This window comes from Dyadobacter soli, from assembly GCF_900101885.1.
GTDB lineage: Bacteria > Bacteroidota > Bacteroidia > Cytophagales > Spirosomataceae > Dyadobacter > Dyadobacter soli.
This window is the reverse complement of sequence record NZ_FNAN01000017.1, coordinates 180,032-196,072: the sequence shown is the minus strand read 5'-3', so window position 1 is coordinate 196,072 and position 16,041 is coordinate 180,032. Positions and strand designations below refer to the sequence as shown.

Sequence of the window (16,041 nt, the reverse complement as noted above, 5' to 3'; positions counted from 1 at the left end):
GGTTAAGAATTCTGAGATTTAGGCATAGCCGTGTTTCTTGGCAGTGTACCGAAACCGCCGCCAGCGGGAAATACTCTGTTGCCGAAACCGGTCGCCGTCTGAGAGAATAATGTTGTGACCTTGTAGAGATATGGGTTTCCGCCCCCTGCCTGGATAATGAACCCTGCAACTGCAGGAACAGAGAAATACCCGACAATGCCGATAATGAGGAATACCAGATAGGCTAAGTCCGTCGAGCTGAAAAAGGTATCACCCGCACCTTCAACCTGACTAATATCCAGCGTCAGCATCATTTCCTGGATCTTTCCGATGATGGCCCCGAAGATGTTTGCGACTGGCAGCCAAAGGAAAATGTTAATGTACCTGGCAATCCAGCCAGTTAACGTAAACTGGAACCCGTCAAAAACTGAAATTCCGAAAGCAATCGGCCCAACAATGGCGAGCACTATTAATTGAAATGTTCTCAGCGTATTGATGCAGAGTGCAGCTGCTTCAAACAGTAATCTTAAAATCTCGCTCATCCACTCCTTGATAGAGTTGCGAAAATTGTAGGAAGCCTTGGCCATCGAGAATTTGATATCATTGCCTAAACTTGCCAAAATCCCTTCACCCGAAGGCTCCTCATTTCCGTGCGTGTATTTGTACCATTTGTCCCGGTCGCCATTGCCCGCTGCGCCCACATACATTTGCCACGCGTTGGTTTTCATAATTGCCTCCTCCTTTTTCTTCAACAGGATGGTGATTGCCTCGTTCGAACCATCCACCATTGCAGCAGTTGCATTGACTACGGGCGACATGATCCCATTGATCATCGCCAACACCGAAGGGAAAATCAGAATTGCAAACCCGATCGCAAATGGCCGGAAGAGTGGATAAAAGTCGATCGCTTCCGCATTGGCTAGATGCCGCCAGATACGTGCTGCTATGTACCAGATTGCTGCAAACCCTGCTATTCCCCTGGCTACGCCGATCAACTTTGCGCACATCGGCATCATTTCATCATAAAGCTTGTCGAGCACGCTATGCAGTCCGCTGATCTGATCTGGAAACCCTTGTGCAGAAGCCATTTGAGGCAAAGCGATGCCAATCACCGTTACTAAGGCGGTTCTAATCAATGCATTCATAAAATTTTGGATTATGGATTGACGCCGTTTAGGTGCGCACTCGTTTCTACCTCCACAAAAACTTTGGCACGCTGCAAGCCGAGTGTGGCGGCAGTTGAATTGAAATGGCGCAGGAATATCAATTTATCCTGCATCTCTTCGTGAATTTTGTCGATTGCTGCCAGGCGTTCATCATCCGACATCCGCATTTTCTTGGCAGTCACCACCATTGTAAGTGCGTCCAGATTCTTAATGCTTTGGTTTATTAACCGGGCATAAACCCTTGACATATATTCCAGCTCGTCCTTATTAAAGTACTTCCCTGACTGGAATTGTGCGAACGCTGATCGATATTCGGAAACCAGTTTCAATTGAAAATCCACGATTTCTGCAATGCGTTTGTAGCGTTTCACAGCTGGGCTCACTTCTAGCAACCCGTCCAGAAATGCCTCGTGAAGCTTGAAGTTTCCTTTGGAAATATCCTTAATCGTCGTATAACCTTTAAAAAGAATGTCATACCCGGCTTTCAATTCTTTGAGGATCTTCCGCAGCTGGTTCAGCTTTTGGATGTTTAAGATCAATTGAGTTACCTCGGGAGTTTGCGCTTTTGTCTGGTTCGGAACGGCCAACGCGATTACTATAAGTACTATCAGGGCGATTCTCATTGCGTTTCAATTTGCGCCGTGTAATTGTCGGCCGGTTACCACATCCTCTTTCTCTTTCATCCTGGCTGCTGCCAGCACAGCAGATTCATTGCAAAACGCTTTTGAGAACGTATAGTTGAACAGAATTTGATCGTAAAGTCCGTCGATCCTTTTCAATCGCTCGTTGTCGGTCATGGCCAGGTTCCCGTCGCTGGTAATCTCTTTTACAGCCGCCTGGATTTGGTCCGAGTCAGCAGTTACACGGTCGAAAACTGATCGTAAATAAGCTAGCTCATCGTTTGTCAAATAGCCACTTTGACCGAGTTTCGAAATGCAGGAGCTACACACGCTTTTGACCTCTCCGTAAAATGTCCCGATCCATTTAACTTTCGGCAGACCAGCAATCTTCGGATTAACCACCTTCAATGAATCGAAGTAGTTTTTATGCAGTTTGAATTCACCTCGTTTCAAGTCGCCGATCATCGTTAGGCCTTCCTTGGCGATCTTGTAACCTTTTTCAGTGAGCTCCAAATAGATCTTCAACTGGGCGATCTGCTCGATCAGGTACTTCTTCTGCGTCTTTTTCTGCCGGAACCATTCCTTGAATGTTTGCGCTTGCAAGCCAGTATTGATGAAAATCATGGTCAGGACAATCAGGATTGTTCTCATGTTCAGACTAATTAATGCCGTACAACTTTTTCACGGTCTCCACTTCATGCTGACTTTTGGCCCGGCTGATACTCAGGATCGCATTTTCCTGATTGAACCTGGTCAGGTCACTATAAAGCTGGTCGGTTTTGTCAGCCGCATTTTCGATCAGTTCGAGCCGCTTGGCATCGGTCATCTGCATAGTGAAGGATTCGACAATCATTTTCAGCAGGTCAACGTTCTTGGAGGAATTTTCCAGGATGCCTACATACACCTTGAAGATGTAGTCTAGCTCCTGTGTGGTGAAATGCTTGTCATTGGAAACCAATCCCCAAAACCTTCGGTATTCGTCGACCAACTTTGAATTTTTGTCGGCAATCTGCTTGATCTTGAAGTAATAAGCGATAACGGCCTTGACCTTTTTTAGCTCATCGTAATACTTTTTATACAGATCTCGCTGCTTTTTCACCCAATCAGTGATTTCGTCCAGTTGCAATTTCGCCATCGTGTTTTCAATGGCTTTCTGTGCATTTTGGAGCCGGATTACCTTGTTTTGCCGCCTTTGGATCATCAAATCGACCGCCTTCACTACCTTTTTAATCGCTGCTTTGATAATCGCCGCCCAAGGATTCGCTGCTTCTGCTTCCTTGACCGGTGTCGCGACAAGTGCGAAGGCCAATGTGAAAAATAGAATGTGCTTTCTCATGATGTTGATCTGATCTCCTCTGCTAATGCCGCGATCCCTTTTTGCATGCTGCCGAAACGAGCCGCGTATTCAATCACCTTGATTTTCTCGCTTTCTTCGGTCGTGTAGCACAGATACTCCTCCAAGCTCACCTCGGTCCGATACACTCTCGAAAGCGTGCCGCCCAGACTGATAAAAACCTCTTTGTACTTTCGTAACGGATCGTTGGCTTTGTTGACTGACAGAATAAGAGTTTTCTCCTTTTCGGTAAGCCCGAGTAGTTCCTGTATCTGTCCAAATTTGTTCTGGTATTTACTTTGGTCGAGCAGGATTTTGCAGTCGCTGTTATTAATAATGGCCTGCTTGACTACCGGAGAACTGATAATGTCCTCTACCTCCTGAGTAACTACAATCGCCTCCCCCAAATATTTCCGGACCGTTTTGAACAGATACTTTATGTAATCTGCCATACCTTCTTTGGCGATCGCCTTCCAGGCTTCTTCAATCAATATCATCTTCCTGATCCCTTTCAACTTCCTCATTTTGCTGATGAAAACCTCCATGATTATGATCGTTACGACCGGGAACAGGATTGGGTGGTCTTTGATATTATCCAGCTCAAAGACGATGAATCGCTCGTTCAGTAGATCAATGTTTTCGGTCGCATTCAGCAGATAGTCAAACTCCCCACCTTTGTAGTACGGCCGCAAAACGTATAGCAGATTGGCCACGTCAAAATCCCGGTCTTTGACTTTGTCCTCATCCAGAATCGGCACGAACTCGTCCCGCAGGAATTCGTAGAAGGTATTGAAACAGGCGAATTCCTCGTATTCATCAATGTAGGCGTAGTACAATGTCAGCGCGTTGGACAAAGCCACATATTCACTTCGCTTAAAGACCTCATTGTCCTTCTTCCAAAGTGCCAGGATCAGCGTCTTAATGCTTTCCTTTTTCTCAGTATCCAGCGAGTCACCCTCAGCAATGTGAAAGGGGTTGAACTTGATTGGATTCGTTTCCTGATAGGTGAAATAGTAGCCATTCACCAGATCACACAAGCCTTTGTAAGAGTGCCCTACATCCACCAGCACGATATGCGAACCCTGTTCATAATAGCTCCTAACCATGTGGTTAGTGAAAAACGACTTACCACTTCCAGAGGGACCGAGAATGAATTTGTTTCGGTTCGTGCAAATCCCCTTTCTGATCGGTTCGTCGCTTATATCAACGTGAACCGGTTTTCCCGTAAGCCTATCACCCAACCGTAGGCCAACTGGACTGATCGAAGACCGGTAACCCGTTTCCAGGTTTAGAAAGCACGACGCTTGTTCAGCGAAACAATCAAACGTCTCATTCATTGGAAAATCCGCCGCGTTGCCGGGAATGCCTGCCCAATAAATCTGGGGTGCACCGGTTGTCTCCTTTTTTGCAACAGCTTCCATTTGGGCTAGTGCTGCCGAAACTTTGTTGTTTAGCTCGTTGAGTTCTTCCTGCTTTTCAGTCCAAACCAGCAAATTGAAATGCGCCCTCACCGGCATTCGTTGACCTGATATTGCTTCATTCAGAAAAGCATTCGTTGCGTCGAGCGCAATCGCATTCTTTCGGGAATAAGCCGCCAGCGATTGCAGCCGCAATCTTTTCGTTTCCATCTTCCGAAGTGTTTTCGGCCCGTCGTCGATGAAAATGTACTGGTTGTAAATGTGGTTGCAGCTTAAAAGTTGGCCCAATGACGAAGCGTACCCAATGCTAAATTTGGTCTTGTCGGTTGAGTACCGATCGAAGCTGTTTTGCGAACCGCATGTTGACGGTAAATCTTCGGTATCTGCCAGCGTATAGAGTTGACAGTGCTGGCTTCCGATCCGGATGTTTTCATCAAACTGCATATCTTTGATCAGTGGCTCGCACTTGCCGGATAGGTAACAATACTGTTCAATGATCCCGGCCTTCACGCCGTTGCTCCAAAGCTCTTCATCCTTTAATCTTCGAAGCTTTACAAATCCACTGTCTTCCATAATATGCCTGAACTGACCTACGAAGCTATGCAGCTCCTGCAATACCTTCTCATCCATCGTTTCTTCCGGCATCAAAGCCGCGCGGATCAGGTTGGAGACCAGCGAGCTGGATACCTTCCGGTTCGCTGGCTTTTTGGTGATGTAGATGTAGCAGGTGTGATCCAAAAATGGTCGCTCATTGAAATGACGTTCACTCTGCATCGACAGGAAGCTTTTATCCTCCCGCGAAAAGTCCGGCTCGTAGCGGCTGTCGACAAACCAGTCCTGCTTATGGAAAACAGAGTGTGGTGGCAGCACCCGGAGCGCTTTCACCCACGTTTGATGAAAAGCCTCATAGTCGTGGTCAGAGAGGGTGAATATTTCAGGCAAATCTGCCTGAAATACCACCGTGATGTCTCCCTGCTTGGATAGGATACAATCGTGCTCCACATCCATGATTGGGATCAGATCATCCAGTAACTTTTCCATTAATAGTGCTGGTTTTGAAAATGCGCCTCGAATTGGACTTCACATTTTTGGGAATACTTCGCCGCGCGAGCATCTTGGTGACGCCATGCTCTCCATATGCCGAGCTCAAATGGTAAATCCCCATGATCATCGGAATGCCTAGGCAAACCACAATCCCCACGCAGATGTAAGAACGGATCCCGCAGATATACAGCAGTGTATAAATTGCAAACAATACGATTGCCGCCCCACCCATATACCAGATGTACTGCGCTTTGAGCCCCTTGAACTCGATAGACGTATTGATCCCCTTGTTGATTTGGTAGACGCTTGTACTCGCCATAACGGTTACCCTTATAGGCCGAAGAAAGATTGCAATACAGTAGCGACTACAACCAAGAAAATACAGCTGCCAAACCACGCTGCCGCGACCTTGCCGGTATCATTATCACCGGCATTCCATTTCTGGAAGACTTTCACTGCGCCTACCAGACCAAGTACCGCGCCAATAGCATACATAAGCTGTGTACCCGGCTCAAAATAGCTACGCACCTGGCTGTCCGCCTCTGAAATACCTGCCGCACCGTCTTGCGCTTTGACTACGCTTGCCACTACTGCAAGCAATGCTGATGCCCATACTTGTTTTGCCCTGATCGAAAGGGCCGCTTTCCCACATTTCATACGCCTCGTTGATTATTGTTTTTGAATTGATTTGCTTGGTTTGTCTCCTTGCGGCTCCCAAGCCCGAAGGCCCGGGAGCGCAGGAGAGCGGGCTCATCATTAAACCTCCTTCCAGACTTCCTCTAGCTCTACAGCACTGAGGTTGATGAAGCCATATTTTGCCGATTCCGAAGTAATCACATTGTCGATCGCCCGTCGGAACTGGCTGCCTTTGATGGCAGAAAAGTCTTTGATTAATAGCTGGATCAGAAAGATCAGGTCTCTCCGTTCGTATCCTTTTTGGCAGGCTTCCGATATGCTGATCCTGATTTGCTGGGCCAGCTCCTCCACCTTGCCGAACACTTCTTCATTTTGCCAGGCTGGTCTTTTCGCGATAGCTTTTTCCCCTTCACCAGCCCACGGCTCACTTAGTTGGCTAGCCACTCGGGGGAGGCTTCCCCGCCCGCTGCCAAAGCTTGTTTTGCGAGCTGAAAAACGTTTTGATTTCGTGCCGGTAGAACAGTGCACCGACGATCCCATAATAGACAGTCGCAATAACCGCCACTGCCAGAAAGTAATCCGTCCAGGTGAAATGTGGTAACATAAGCCCTGCTGTTTTGAAGTGAAGAATGCGTTTGCCTTTCTCGAAAGGACATGACAAAACAACATCAGAAATCAAGGCACTTCAAGTACAACTTTTTGTTGTACCCAAATTGTACCCGATCAGACGATTTGAAAATCAACTTGTTACATGTTTTACAATTTAGGAGATACTTGTCGAAGGATTGAGGATTGCTCGAATGCCTGACAGAGTTTCTTGTATCAATGATGCCCCAAAGATAGGCACAGGGCTGCGGGGGCGTAGTGGAAATTCCGGCATAAACACCGGGGCGCGTAGCCCGGCATAAATACCTGTCCACGCTACCTATCTGCGCACGGGCTTCCCTTTATTCCGTTGCTTCCACTACTTGCTTGCTCAGTGCCAGAATGAAGCGCCATAATTCATTCAATCACTTCAAAATCAAGGTAATTATGGAAAGCTTCGCGAATGTCTCGAACTTGTATCAGGTAGCAGAAATTGAGCTGATCTACAAATCCAAAGTACAAGCAAGCCAGCGTCCTAAAATAGAATCGTCCCTAGATGCATACAAGGTGCTGATGCAAAGCTGGAACCCAGACAGACTGGAATTCATCGAAGAGTTCAAGATAATTCTTATGAACAACGCCAGCCGTGTGCTAGGTATCTTCGAAGTTTCCAAAGGCGGGATTTCAGGAGCAAGTGCTGATGTAAGGATCGTTTTCGCGGCTGCTTTGAAGGCCAATGCGACAGGAATTATCCTGGCACACAATCACCCTTCCGGGCAGCTCGTGCCGAGTGATGCTGATAAGTATGTTACTGAGAATATGAGAAAGGCGGGAGAGCTGCTGAATATCCGAGTGTTGGATCATTTGATCGTGACTGCGGAAGGATTTTGCTCGTTTTCAGATGAGTTTCTTTTGTGAAGCCTAAGTGGCCTCACAAGCTGTTTTGTCAAGCAACACATAATTTACCGGATATAGACCATAGCTGCAATATGAGCTGATGGTCAAATTTAGCTTTTTAACGTCTAGCAACCAACTCACCGTATTTTTATTTAGGTAAGTTTAATCGGAATTTATTACATTGATCTTACATACCTCTATACCAAAATACTCATGACCCTGGATGAATTACTAAAGTCGCTGCGAAACTTAAACGATCAAAATGATTTTTCAGCAATAGCGAACCTTTATGACAATGAAGGCTTACCTGAGGGAGCGAATGCGAGTATTTTGACAGAATATGCTATTGCCTTCAGAGAGTTAGGTAGGTTTTTTGAATGCGATGACGCGTTACAACAGGCTTTAACCCTGAACCCGAAGCATAAACGTGCAAAATCGATTGCGCGCATCTTTGAACAAGATGAGCGACGCTACCAAAACAAGCAAAAGAGCATAACAAGTCCAAGATATATATCCTCCTACTATAACCTTGGCGTAAAGAATTATAACTCTGGAAATTATGGACGGGCAATTGAGCTTTTGAAGATAGTATCAAGCATAGCACCCGACTTCGAAACAGTGTTTGAGATTATGGGACAGTGCTATCTTAAACTAGGTGACATTAAAGCTGCGAAGAAAACCTTTAAATTGGGAATAAGCTATGGAAAGTCAGTAGAGCTTTTTATCGGCCTGTCAGAAGTTTATCAACGGCTAGACAAAATGGTTGAAGCAAGCGATACTATTGAGAGAGCCATGAAAACATATGGTCGAACTGAAAAGTTAATGTTTGAGATAGCATCGATTCACCAAAAGCAAAAGGAATACGCGAAATCAAACGCATGGTTTAATCGAATTGCTAGAAAAAATGAGAAAAATGCATTGGTTTTTATGAATCTTGGTATAAATCATTTGTTTAACCGCAACCATGAAGATGCATTAGATAACTTTGAAAAAGCCGCATTTATTCTTAGTAAGTCGTATCTAAAAGAAAATGCTTCTCCAAATGATAGATCTAATTTGGCCGCCTGCTATGCATATAGAGGTAATGCATTTAGAGCATTGGAAAGCTACGAAGAAGCGATTTCCAGTTACACTCAGGCGATTGCACTTTTGCCTGATAATTTTGAAAATTATTATAATCGTGCTCTCGTTTACAGCAAATTATCAAGCATCAGTGAGAGTGACAAGGCTTACGAGTACATGATTACAGCCTATTCAGATTTTGAACGAGCTTGGATAAATATTGAGGAGACAGATACCTATTTTAGTGTAATAGTTGAAATTTTTAATGATGAGTTACAACGTTATAGACGCAATGATCAACTTTTTAGAATATTATTAGTCATCAACAAAATCCGTAACCTTTTAGCGACTGAGGGTCGAAGTGTAGCACATTTTACAAGTTTATCTGTTGCAAAAAATTTAATTCTAAATGACAGCAAATTCAGATTGTCGGAAGGGACATTCTTAAATGATACATCTGAGGGGACAGAATTATCTAGATATTTAGAAATTCCAAATTCTACCATAGGAAAATTTGAAAGAGTAATTGACAAAAAATTTCTGCCTAAATGGTTTATTGGAAGTTTTGTTCAAGAAAGTGAAACAAATGATTTGACATTGTGGCGGATGTATGGGAAAGAGGGAGCGGATGAAGCACAGGGATGTTCGATCACGGTTAATTCAAATAAATTGCTTAACCAATTCAACGAATTTATTTACAATAGTGATAAGTCTTATTTCAGGAATATTCTGCAACAATCCTCTGGTGAAAATTTTGACCAAGATTTTGTGTTTTTCCAAGTAGCCTATTATCAGACTTCAACGTCTACATTTATTGTTCCTACGCTCTCACCAGAAGGGAATGTCTCACTAAATCACAGAATGAATGAACTCAAAGAACAAGTAAGAGAATATTATGATAAATACGGCCACGATGAGACGGAGGTGTATTTCTTGGAATCACTTTTGAGTCAAATTAAATATTTATTCAAAACGGAAGATTACAAGCATGAGCAAGAAGTGAGAATCATAATTCGTGGAGGAATGTTTCCAAAGGAAGTCGATATGAACTTCACCCCTCCAAAGGTTTATATTAATACATTTCCGATCGGTCCATGTATCACTAAAATCGTTCTAGGGCCAAAGGTAAATCGTGCAGATGAGTGGGCATCAGCGTTCTACTATCACTTGGAAAAGACAAATGTCAGGCCCGAAATATTCATTTCTAGTCTTCCATTCAAATAGAGATCGAGTTTGTATTGATAAGAGTGTAACCTATATTTCTTATTAGTTAGAAGTAAGTCCAATTCTAATCTGTGGCAATTTCTAATATAACTAAATGTGTCATGCTTCGTAAACTTAGTACTCTGCTGAAAGTTGATGGCAAGGAATTCCAAAAAAAGGGAATATTCGATAGCTTTATAGATATTGACAGCAGATTACATATTGATCCAGGACTTCTCAGTAAATCGACAATTCCCGAGTTCAAAGACTCACATGCTATTTTTCAAGAATATTTTAGAAATGTTGGAATACTAATTTCAAATAGCAAGCAACGAGGAGATACATTTTGGAGAGAAGCGCATAGAAAGCTACAATTTCGAGAAAGGGCCAATACTGCTTTGGGGTATTCAAAGGGAGGAACTTTTGGCAACGCAATAGGGCCAATTTTGGCGACTAAAATGCTTGATACAGTCACTCAAATATTTGAAGCAGGGATTAACGATCCAATCATTTTCGAATTGGTAGGAATGATCGAGGATGGAATTGGCGCTGATCGTATTAGTGACATGACGATTTCGATTCTTCTCGAAAACTTTGCGAAATATACTCAAAGATTATGTTCAGAATTGAGCATTAAAACAAGAAGTGTTAAGATTAAAGGGGAAGTTTATTTGGTCCCTTATGATTACCAAAATAAGAGGGCATTATTATTTGTACCTAGGAGTCTTCTGAATAATTTGCCAATCGCAATCGATTGGGATGATATTGATAGAGTTGGGAGGTATAATGAGGAGTTACGTCAGAGAGTCAACAAGTTGATAGGCGTTAGTTGGAAGGCCGCCTCAAAAATGTCTAAGAAGCAGCTAAAACAAATATTGTTAAAGAACCCTGAGTTATTAATCGATTTGATCGACCAATACAAAAGAAAGATTAGAACTTCTTATGATTTTGAGAATGACCCTGTTGGAGAAGTAATATGGGCTGAGCTGTCTGAATCTGCTATTGATTCTCACCCATTGGATCTCTCTCCATTTAATCCAATTACTGCTGATAACATTATCGAGGTAGTCAAAAGGATTTGTGAACAGTATGCCTCTTTGATTGAAAATAATGGATGGTTTGAATATTTATATGATGATAACGGTAAATTGAAAGTCGAGCGCTCGGCTCAACTTTTGTTCTATGGTATCGCAGAGGTCTACTGCATTGCTAATGACCTTGATTTAAATCGGGAGATTAATGGAGGTGTTGGTTCGCTCGACTTTAAAATATCTCGCGGCTTCAAATCGAAGGTAAATGTTGAGCTTAAATATTCTACAAATTCTAGCCTGATTAAAGGATTTGAGATTCAGCTACCAACTTACAATAAAGCTGAAAAAACCGATACCAGTATTTTTTTGATTATTCAGACAAAAGAAAATCGAAAGAACATCGATAAAGTTCTGGCACTAGCTGAGAGTATGCGAAATCAAGGACAAAGATCGCCCGAGGTTATCATAATTGATGGCAGGAAACAAATATCAGCGAGTAAAAGAAGATAAGATACTTTATTTCACCTTTCCCCAATCAACCGCTCCAACCGCTCCATCATCTCATCCTTCTCCTTCAACATCCGCTCATACAAAGCAATCTTCTCCTCATGAAGCTTCATTAACTGGTCAATTGGATCTTTCTGAATAGTCCCGTAATTCACAGAGCTGCCGACAGCCTGATCATTGAAAGTAGTAGTAATGATATTTATAGCTTGATCCTCATTGAAATTACGAATCGCCTCAGCCGGGATTTTGAGAATCGCCGCGACTTGCTCCAGAATGTCGGAATCGATCTTTTCTTTTTGTTCGAGGAGCGAGATTTTTTGCTGGTTCCAATCTTCGCCGAGCTCAAACGCCAGCGCGTCCTGCTTGTAGTTAAATAACTCTCTGAAACGCTTTAAGTTACGGCCTTCGTGGATCTTCGGGTTGGAGGTAGTATGTGCCATGTGGAAAAGGGTGTTTGGTTAAAAAAAGCAATTTATATAAATCTGCCGGGAAGTGCTCGGATATCTTACTGGTGTTTCGTGTATATTACCAACCTTGGGCGGTATTAGTCGTCACTTTAATAGCAGACTTCCGCATTTACCCTGACTACATGAATCTCTTTGGTGCTTTTAGGTGTCGAAGGGTATATGACTCTGTTTCTCGGTGTGACTATTGATGGTTTTCAGGCTATGATCTTGATACAGGTGCGGGACTTATCGCAAGTGTCTAAGGTTAACATTTGTGCTTTGTTTGATGATCCGAGAAGGTCTTGTAAATTGCTGTCTGAGCAAGTAGTACCATGCATAACGAAACAGCCCCAAATGATTTTTTCTAAGACTGAGAATGAGATTTTGTCAGACGACAAGCTGAATAAAGTGCTCAAATCTTTATTCAGTATCTATCTTGAAAAGGGAATGATACTCGATAAAATTGCTGACGAATCGGTCATCGATTGGGACGAGTCACGTGGATTAGAACTTATATCGTTTGACGAACTCACTAAGAAATGGGTAATAGTGCCAAATTATTTTTTTGCTTATACAGTCCTAAACGGTACTATTCCAGATTTACGATCAAAAGTTCCAAGCAGTGTGGAGCAACTAGTAGAGTTGTTTGAGAGTGTAACGGAGCTGTCGGATGAGAAAGGAAGAACGGGAATTACGTTACTAGCTGATCGAATAATGGAACTTCTTTTGGCTCTGATTCATGAAACCAGTGGAGAAACCTTTTCAGACTGGATACCTCGGCTCGATTCCGAGCGGATCTCCAAAATCAATTTAGAATTTTTGCAGGCTTATTGCAAAGTAGCGGACACTTTACCACTATGCGCAAGTGACATAGCGAACGCTTGCCATCACTTTTTTAGCTGGAATGACCTGATAATTTGGCCAAATGTAAACCCGCTCATTGAGCGTGTAGTAGGACAAGACTTCAAAGAAGCTGAGAGACTTATCCTCGACTTGCCTGCAGAGTTCCGGATCATGCGGACTTTGTTTTTAAGTGGCTTGATTAAGCATGATCCCGAAAGGGCTTGGCTATTAGTCCGAAGCGAGATTGAGCTAGTCGACAACCAAAGTTACATACTAGGCGCAATTCACCATTTTGAATTTTCTGAGCAATCTCGAGCATTTGAAGCTCTTCGCTTGGTGAAGAAATGCAATCTGGGGATTGAGGTAACACGTCATCATGTTCCATATGCTGTAACACGATTGGTTGCTCGCCTTGGCTTCGAAGATGTCACATTTGTAGATGAGTGCTTCCAAGTATTGAAAGACATCGTTCCCAGCGCAGACCTGCCAACAGCTAAGCAAGTTTTACTGTCACTTAGCGCTAGCGTCGAAAAATACCCTTCTCAGACAATTGACTTAGCGGGAGATTTATTGAAAAACCCAAACATAACCTATGAATATCTAGCAGATCAGAAAAGTCTCATAAGTTTTGACGCCCTCCTGGAAGAAGTGTCAGATCTAAACATAGTCTTCGATTTTTTTCAAAATTTCGCGCTCTGCTATCCATTTAAGTTTGATCGCGATCTATTTCAGGAAACAATGTATCAAATCCAAAGCAGCACCGAAAGTATTGATGGGCTTTGTAAAAAGTTGATTCATCTTATTGTTCATGACGTTGGAGAAGTTCGCTACCTCGGCGTAGAAATGTTGAGTTGCTTCAAAAATCAACCTTTCCGAGACCAGTTTTACCAAAATCTGGCGGAGTTAGACCCCATCTCACAGTATAAGCTGTGGATGTCAATTCTTAGTCTCGAGGCTAGTCCGAAAACTAGTTTGGTCTGGCTCTTGCCATTGCTTCACGCCAAAAATGAGGTGGTGGCTGAGGCACTTCTTTGCAAATTAGAAGAATTGACCGAATCGTATCATGAGGAAGTGATCACAGTTGTGGAGAGATATTCAGAGGAAAATGCGGGGATACTAATGACTGCCGTAGTGCGACTTAAAACCCACTACGCGTCTTTTTGTGCAATGCTTGACATTAAGAATAACATTATTGAGTTTCATCCGTCTATCTGTCAACCGCAATATTATGACAGGTTCCGAGAGCTGCATAGGCATAGAATGAATGAGCAAATAAATAATAGCCTAAATAATCGCCAGGGCATTCTAAGTTTTGCTAAGAAAGTAGTTTTAGTAAAGGGAGGCGGCTGGAAACACCGAGAAAGGGATGAAGTCACCAAATTGGGACGATTTCAGTCGTCATATACTTGGCCGCGTCTTCATTTGTTGAATCCTGAACGATTTGATTTAGAGCGAAAGCTGGCATTAGCAGCTAATTGGCAATCCGATAAGACTGATTTTGACGAATGGATAACGGTCTAGTTATTAGAGAGTATTTGGAAAACCTGACAGAAGACCAGGAACTTGATGCAATTTTGCCATTATTGCTGATTGCCAAAGGTTTTAGAGTGCTTGCGACACCGGCTCGTTCAAAAGGTCAATCACAATACGGCAAGGACATTGTCGCGATTGGGCCAGACGAAAGTGGAAAACTGCATCGGTATTATTGTGAAGTTAAAGGTGGGAGAAGTCGGCACGTTGATGATCAGACATTTTATGACAATGACGGAATTCGCATGTCACTATTGGAAGCGAAGGACACTCCCTTTCGCCACGCCGGAGTACCAGCCTTCGAAAAGCTCCCCATCAAATTTGTTTTGGCGCACAATGGAGACATTAAGGAAAATTTCAGGCAAACGTTTGATGGATTCATCAGTAACACTTTTCCCGATGGAAATTTTGAACGATGGGATTTAGATTGGCTCACACACGAGTTTGATAGGTATCTGTTCAATGAACATCTAATCCCAAATCAGGTTGACAGCCGACTTTTCAGAAGAGTTTTGTTACTTATTGATACAACTGACTACAATCAAGTTGACTTCCGCCAGCTAGTTAAAAATTTGCTCGCTCGACTTCCGGAGCCAAAACATAAGCGGAAATTCAAGTCTGCGTGGGCCACATTGATTCTTCTCGGTCGAATCGTCTGGAGTAAATGCCGGCAAAATGACAATCTTTATCCTGCTATCGATGCACTTAATTTTCTTCTATTAGAAACTTGGCTCGAAATTCTTCGTAAGAAACTTGACACAGCTAAAAGCGTGACTACTGAATTCAGGCGAATGGTTACAATGCATTTCCAGTTCCTGCGAGAGTATTTCAAGAAAACCAGTGCAGCGGCTGCGCTTCCGAACGGTCTGTTTGCTGAACGCGCGGGGCCATTTGAGGCGATTGGATATCCGATGCGCTCTTTCGAGTACTTGGGACTGCTTGTTTATTATTTCGAGGCCAGTCACTGGTTCCCAACTTTTCGCAAAACTGCAGATGTAAAGAGGACTGTCAGACTTCAAGGTGTTCATAAGCGATACCTAAAAAAGCTGATTGACTCAAATTCGGCTTGTCAACGACCATTACTTGATTCGCACAGCATCCCAATTCTAGCTACGATCAATTACATTTTAGGGTGTAAGCAAGTTTCGAAGGCTGACCGCAAATTTGTTGGGGACTATGTTATTGGCAATTTGGATTCAATTTTTGTAATCAGAGATGTGAGTGGCCGTTATCCGTCGATCTCACTGAACTTAAATCCGTTGATCGAATATGTGGCGACTTCGGAGAGGCCGTACAACTATTCGGATGAATCATCGCTGCTTATTCCATCACTACTAGATATCTTGGCATCACTCAAACGTGATAGACCTTGGGCAGATGCGTTGCGACTACTTTCCGACTCGGAGATTGATTTCCAGCTAGCCATCCCGAACACAGTCGAATTTGACATCGAGGAAAGGCTGTTCACAGATCACATGGATGAAGAATTTCTGATTGAATCTTCGATCGAGTATCCTGCTACTGCTGAGGAGTATCGCGAGGCAACGGGAAATCGAATTTTCGAGCAAATAACGTATCGGACAGACAAAGCCGGATTTCCCTTCCTTCGGACACTGGCTCATGTTTATTATAAGTCGGAGTTTTTTCCGGGCGATGTCAGAGCTTCACTATCTTGATGTAGACCATAACTATTAGGATAAAGCATCGCAAAGTTTTAATAATTAAATTGCCTGGCTGTCGG

The 16,041-nt window shown here is 43.3% G+C and carries 15 protein-coding genes; 5 read left to right on the top strand and 10 right to left on the bottom strand.

Features of this window, described 5'->3' with window-relative positions:
* Nucleotides 1-2 precede the first annotated feature (2 nt).
* From traJ to BLQ88_RS36845, 9 genes are all read right to left on the bottom strand, one after another.
* Nucleotides 3-1,124: a conjugative transposon protein TraJ gene (gene traJ, locus BLQ88_RS26225; protein ID WP_090155966.1), complete on the bottom strand. Its 1,122-nt coding sequence runs from the start codon at nucleotides 1,122-1,124 to the stop codon at nucleotides 3-5.
* A gap of 11 nt (nucleotides 1,125-1,135) precedes the next feature.
* Nucleotides 1,136-1,768 (bottom strand): hypothetical protein, encoded by a 633-nt coding sequence (locus tag BLQ88_RS26220; protein ID WP_090155965.1) that lies wholly within the window; start codon nucleotides 1,766-1,768, stop codon nucleotides 1,136-1,138.
* A gap of 6 nt (nucleotides 1,769-1,774) precedes the next feature.
* Nucleotides 1,775-2,416 (bottom strand): hypothetical protein, encoded by a 642-nt coding sequence (locus BLQ88_RS26215; RefSeq protein WP_090155964.1) that lies wholly within the window; start codon nucleotides 2,414-2,416, stop codon nucleotides 1,775-1,777.
* 7 nt (nucleotides 2,417-2,423) lie between these two features.
* A complete protein-coding gene (locus BLQ88_RS26210; protein WP_090155963.1) occupies nucleotides 2,424-3,101 on the bottom strand; it encodes a conjugal transfer protein TraI in 678 nt (225 codons plus the stop codon).
* On the bottom strand, nucleotides 3,098-5,557 hold the full coding sequence (locus BLQ88_RS26205) for a TraG family conjugative transposon ATPase (protein WP_090155962.1): 2,460 nt from the start codon (nucleotides 5,555-5,557) through the stop codon (nucleotides 3,098-3,100). Before BLQ88_RS26205 ends, BLQ88_RS26210 begins: the two co-directional genes overlap by 4 nt.
* Nucleotides 5,538-5,879, bottom strand: a complete 342-nt coding sequence (locus tag BLQ88_RS26200; protein ID WP_090155961.1) for a DUF4133 domain-containing protein — start codon at nucleotides 5,877-5,879, stop codon at nucleotides 5,538-5,540. The genes BLQ88_RS26205 and BLQ88_RS26200 overlap by 20 nt, the downstream gene beginning before the upstream one ends.
* Before the next feature lie 11 nt (nucleotides 5,880-5,890).
* Nucleotides 5,891-6,217 carry a DUF4134 domain-containing protein gene (locus tag BLQ88_RS26195; protein ID WP_015810441.1) on the bottom strand — a complete coding sequence of 109 codons (327 nt, stop codon included), beginning with the start codon at nucleotides 6,215-6,217 and terminating at the stop codon, nucleotides 5,891-5,893.
* A gap of 99 nt (nucleotides 6,218-6,316) precedes the next feature.
* Nucleotides 6,317-6,640 (bottom strand): hypothetical protein, encoded by a 324-nt coding sequence (locus tag BLQ88_RS26190; RefSeq protein WP_090155960.1) that lies wholly within the window; start codon nucleotides 6,638-6,640, stop codon nucleotides 6,317-6,319.
* The gene (locus tag BLQ88_RS36845) at nucleotides 6,633-6,800 is read right to left on the bottom strand and encodes a hypothetical protein (RefSeq protein WP_176885115.1); all 168 of its coding nucleotides are present in this window, start codon (nucleotides 6,798-6,800) and stop codon (nucleotides 6,633-6,635) included. The genes BLQ88_RS26190 and BLQ88_RS36845 overlap by 8 nt, the downstream gene beginning before the upstream one ends.
* Before the next feature lie 428 nt (nucleotides 6,801-7,228).
* Here BLQ88_RS36845 and BLQ88_RS26185 point away from each other — a divergent pair, with 428 nt between their 5' ends.
* From BLQ88_RS26185 to BLQ88_RS26175, 3 genes are all read left to right on the top strand, one after another.
* The gene (locus BLQ88_RS26185; protein WP_090156011.1) at nucleotides 7,229-7,699 is read left to right on the top strand and encodes a JAB domain-containing protein; all 471 of its coding nucleotides are present in this window, start codon (nucleotides 7,229-7,231) and stop codon (nucleotides 7,697-7,699) included.
* Between the two features lie 192 nt (nucleotides 7,700-7,891).
* A complete protein-coding gene (locus BLQ88_RS26180) occupies nucleotides 7,892-9,964 on the top strand; it encodes a tetratricopeptide repeat protein (protein WP_090155959.1) in 2,073 nt (690 codons plus the stop codon).
* A 101-nt stretch (nucleotides 9,965-10,065) separates the two neighbouring features.
* Entirely contained in the window at nucleotides 10,066-11,484 is a 1,419-nt protein-coding gene (locus tag BLQ88_RS26175; RefSeq protein ID WP_090155958.1) for a DUF8370 family protein, read from the top strand.
* Between the two features lie 11 nt (nucleotides 11,485-11,495).
* Here BLQ88_RS26175 and BLQ88_RS26170 read toward each other — a convergent pair whose 3' ends face one another.
* Entirely contained in the window at nucleotides 11,496-11,921 is a 426-nt protein-coding gene (locus tag BLQ88_RS26170; RefSeq protein ID WP_090155957.1) for a helix-turn-helix domain-containing protein, read from the bottom strand.
* 360 nt (nucleotides 11,922-12,281) lie between these two features.
* On the opposite strand from BLQ88_RS26170, the gene BLQ88_RS26165 reads away from it, so the two are divergent.
* Together BLQ88_RS26165 and BLQ88_RS26160 are read left to right on the top strand one after the other, a co-directional pair.
* The gene (locus BLQ88_RS26165; protein ID WP_143016936.1) at nucleotides 12,282-14,291 is read left to right on the top strand and encodes a hypothetical protein; all 2,010 of its coding nucleotides are present in this window, start codon (nucleotides 12,282-12,284) and stop codon (nucleotides 14,289-14,291) included.
* Entirely contained in the window at nucleotides 14,276-15,976 is a 1,701-nt protein-coding gene (locus tag BLQ88_RS26160) for a hypothetical protein (RefSeq protein ID WP_090155955.1), read from the top strand. Before BLQ88_RS26165 ends, BLQ88_RS26160 begins: the two co-directional genes overlap by 16 nt.
* Nucleotides 15,977-16,041: the final 65 nt, after the last annotated feature.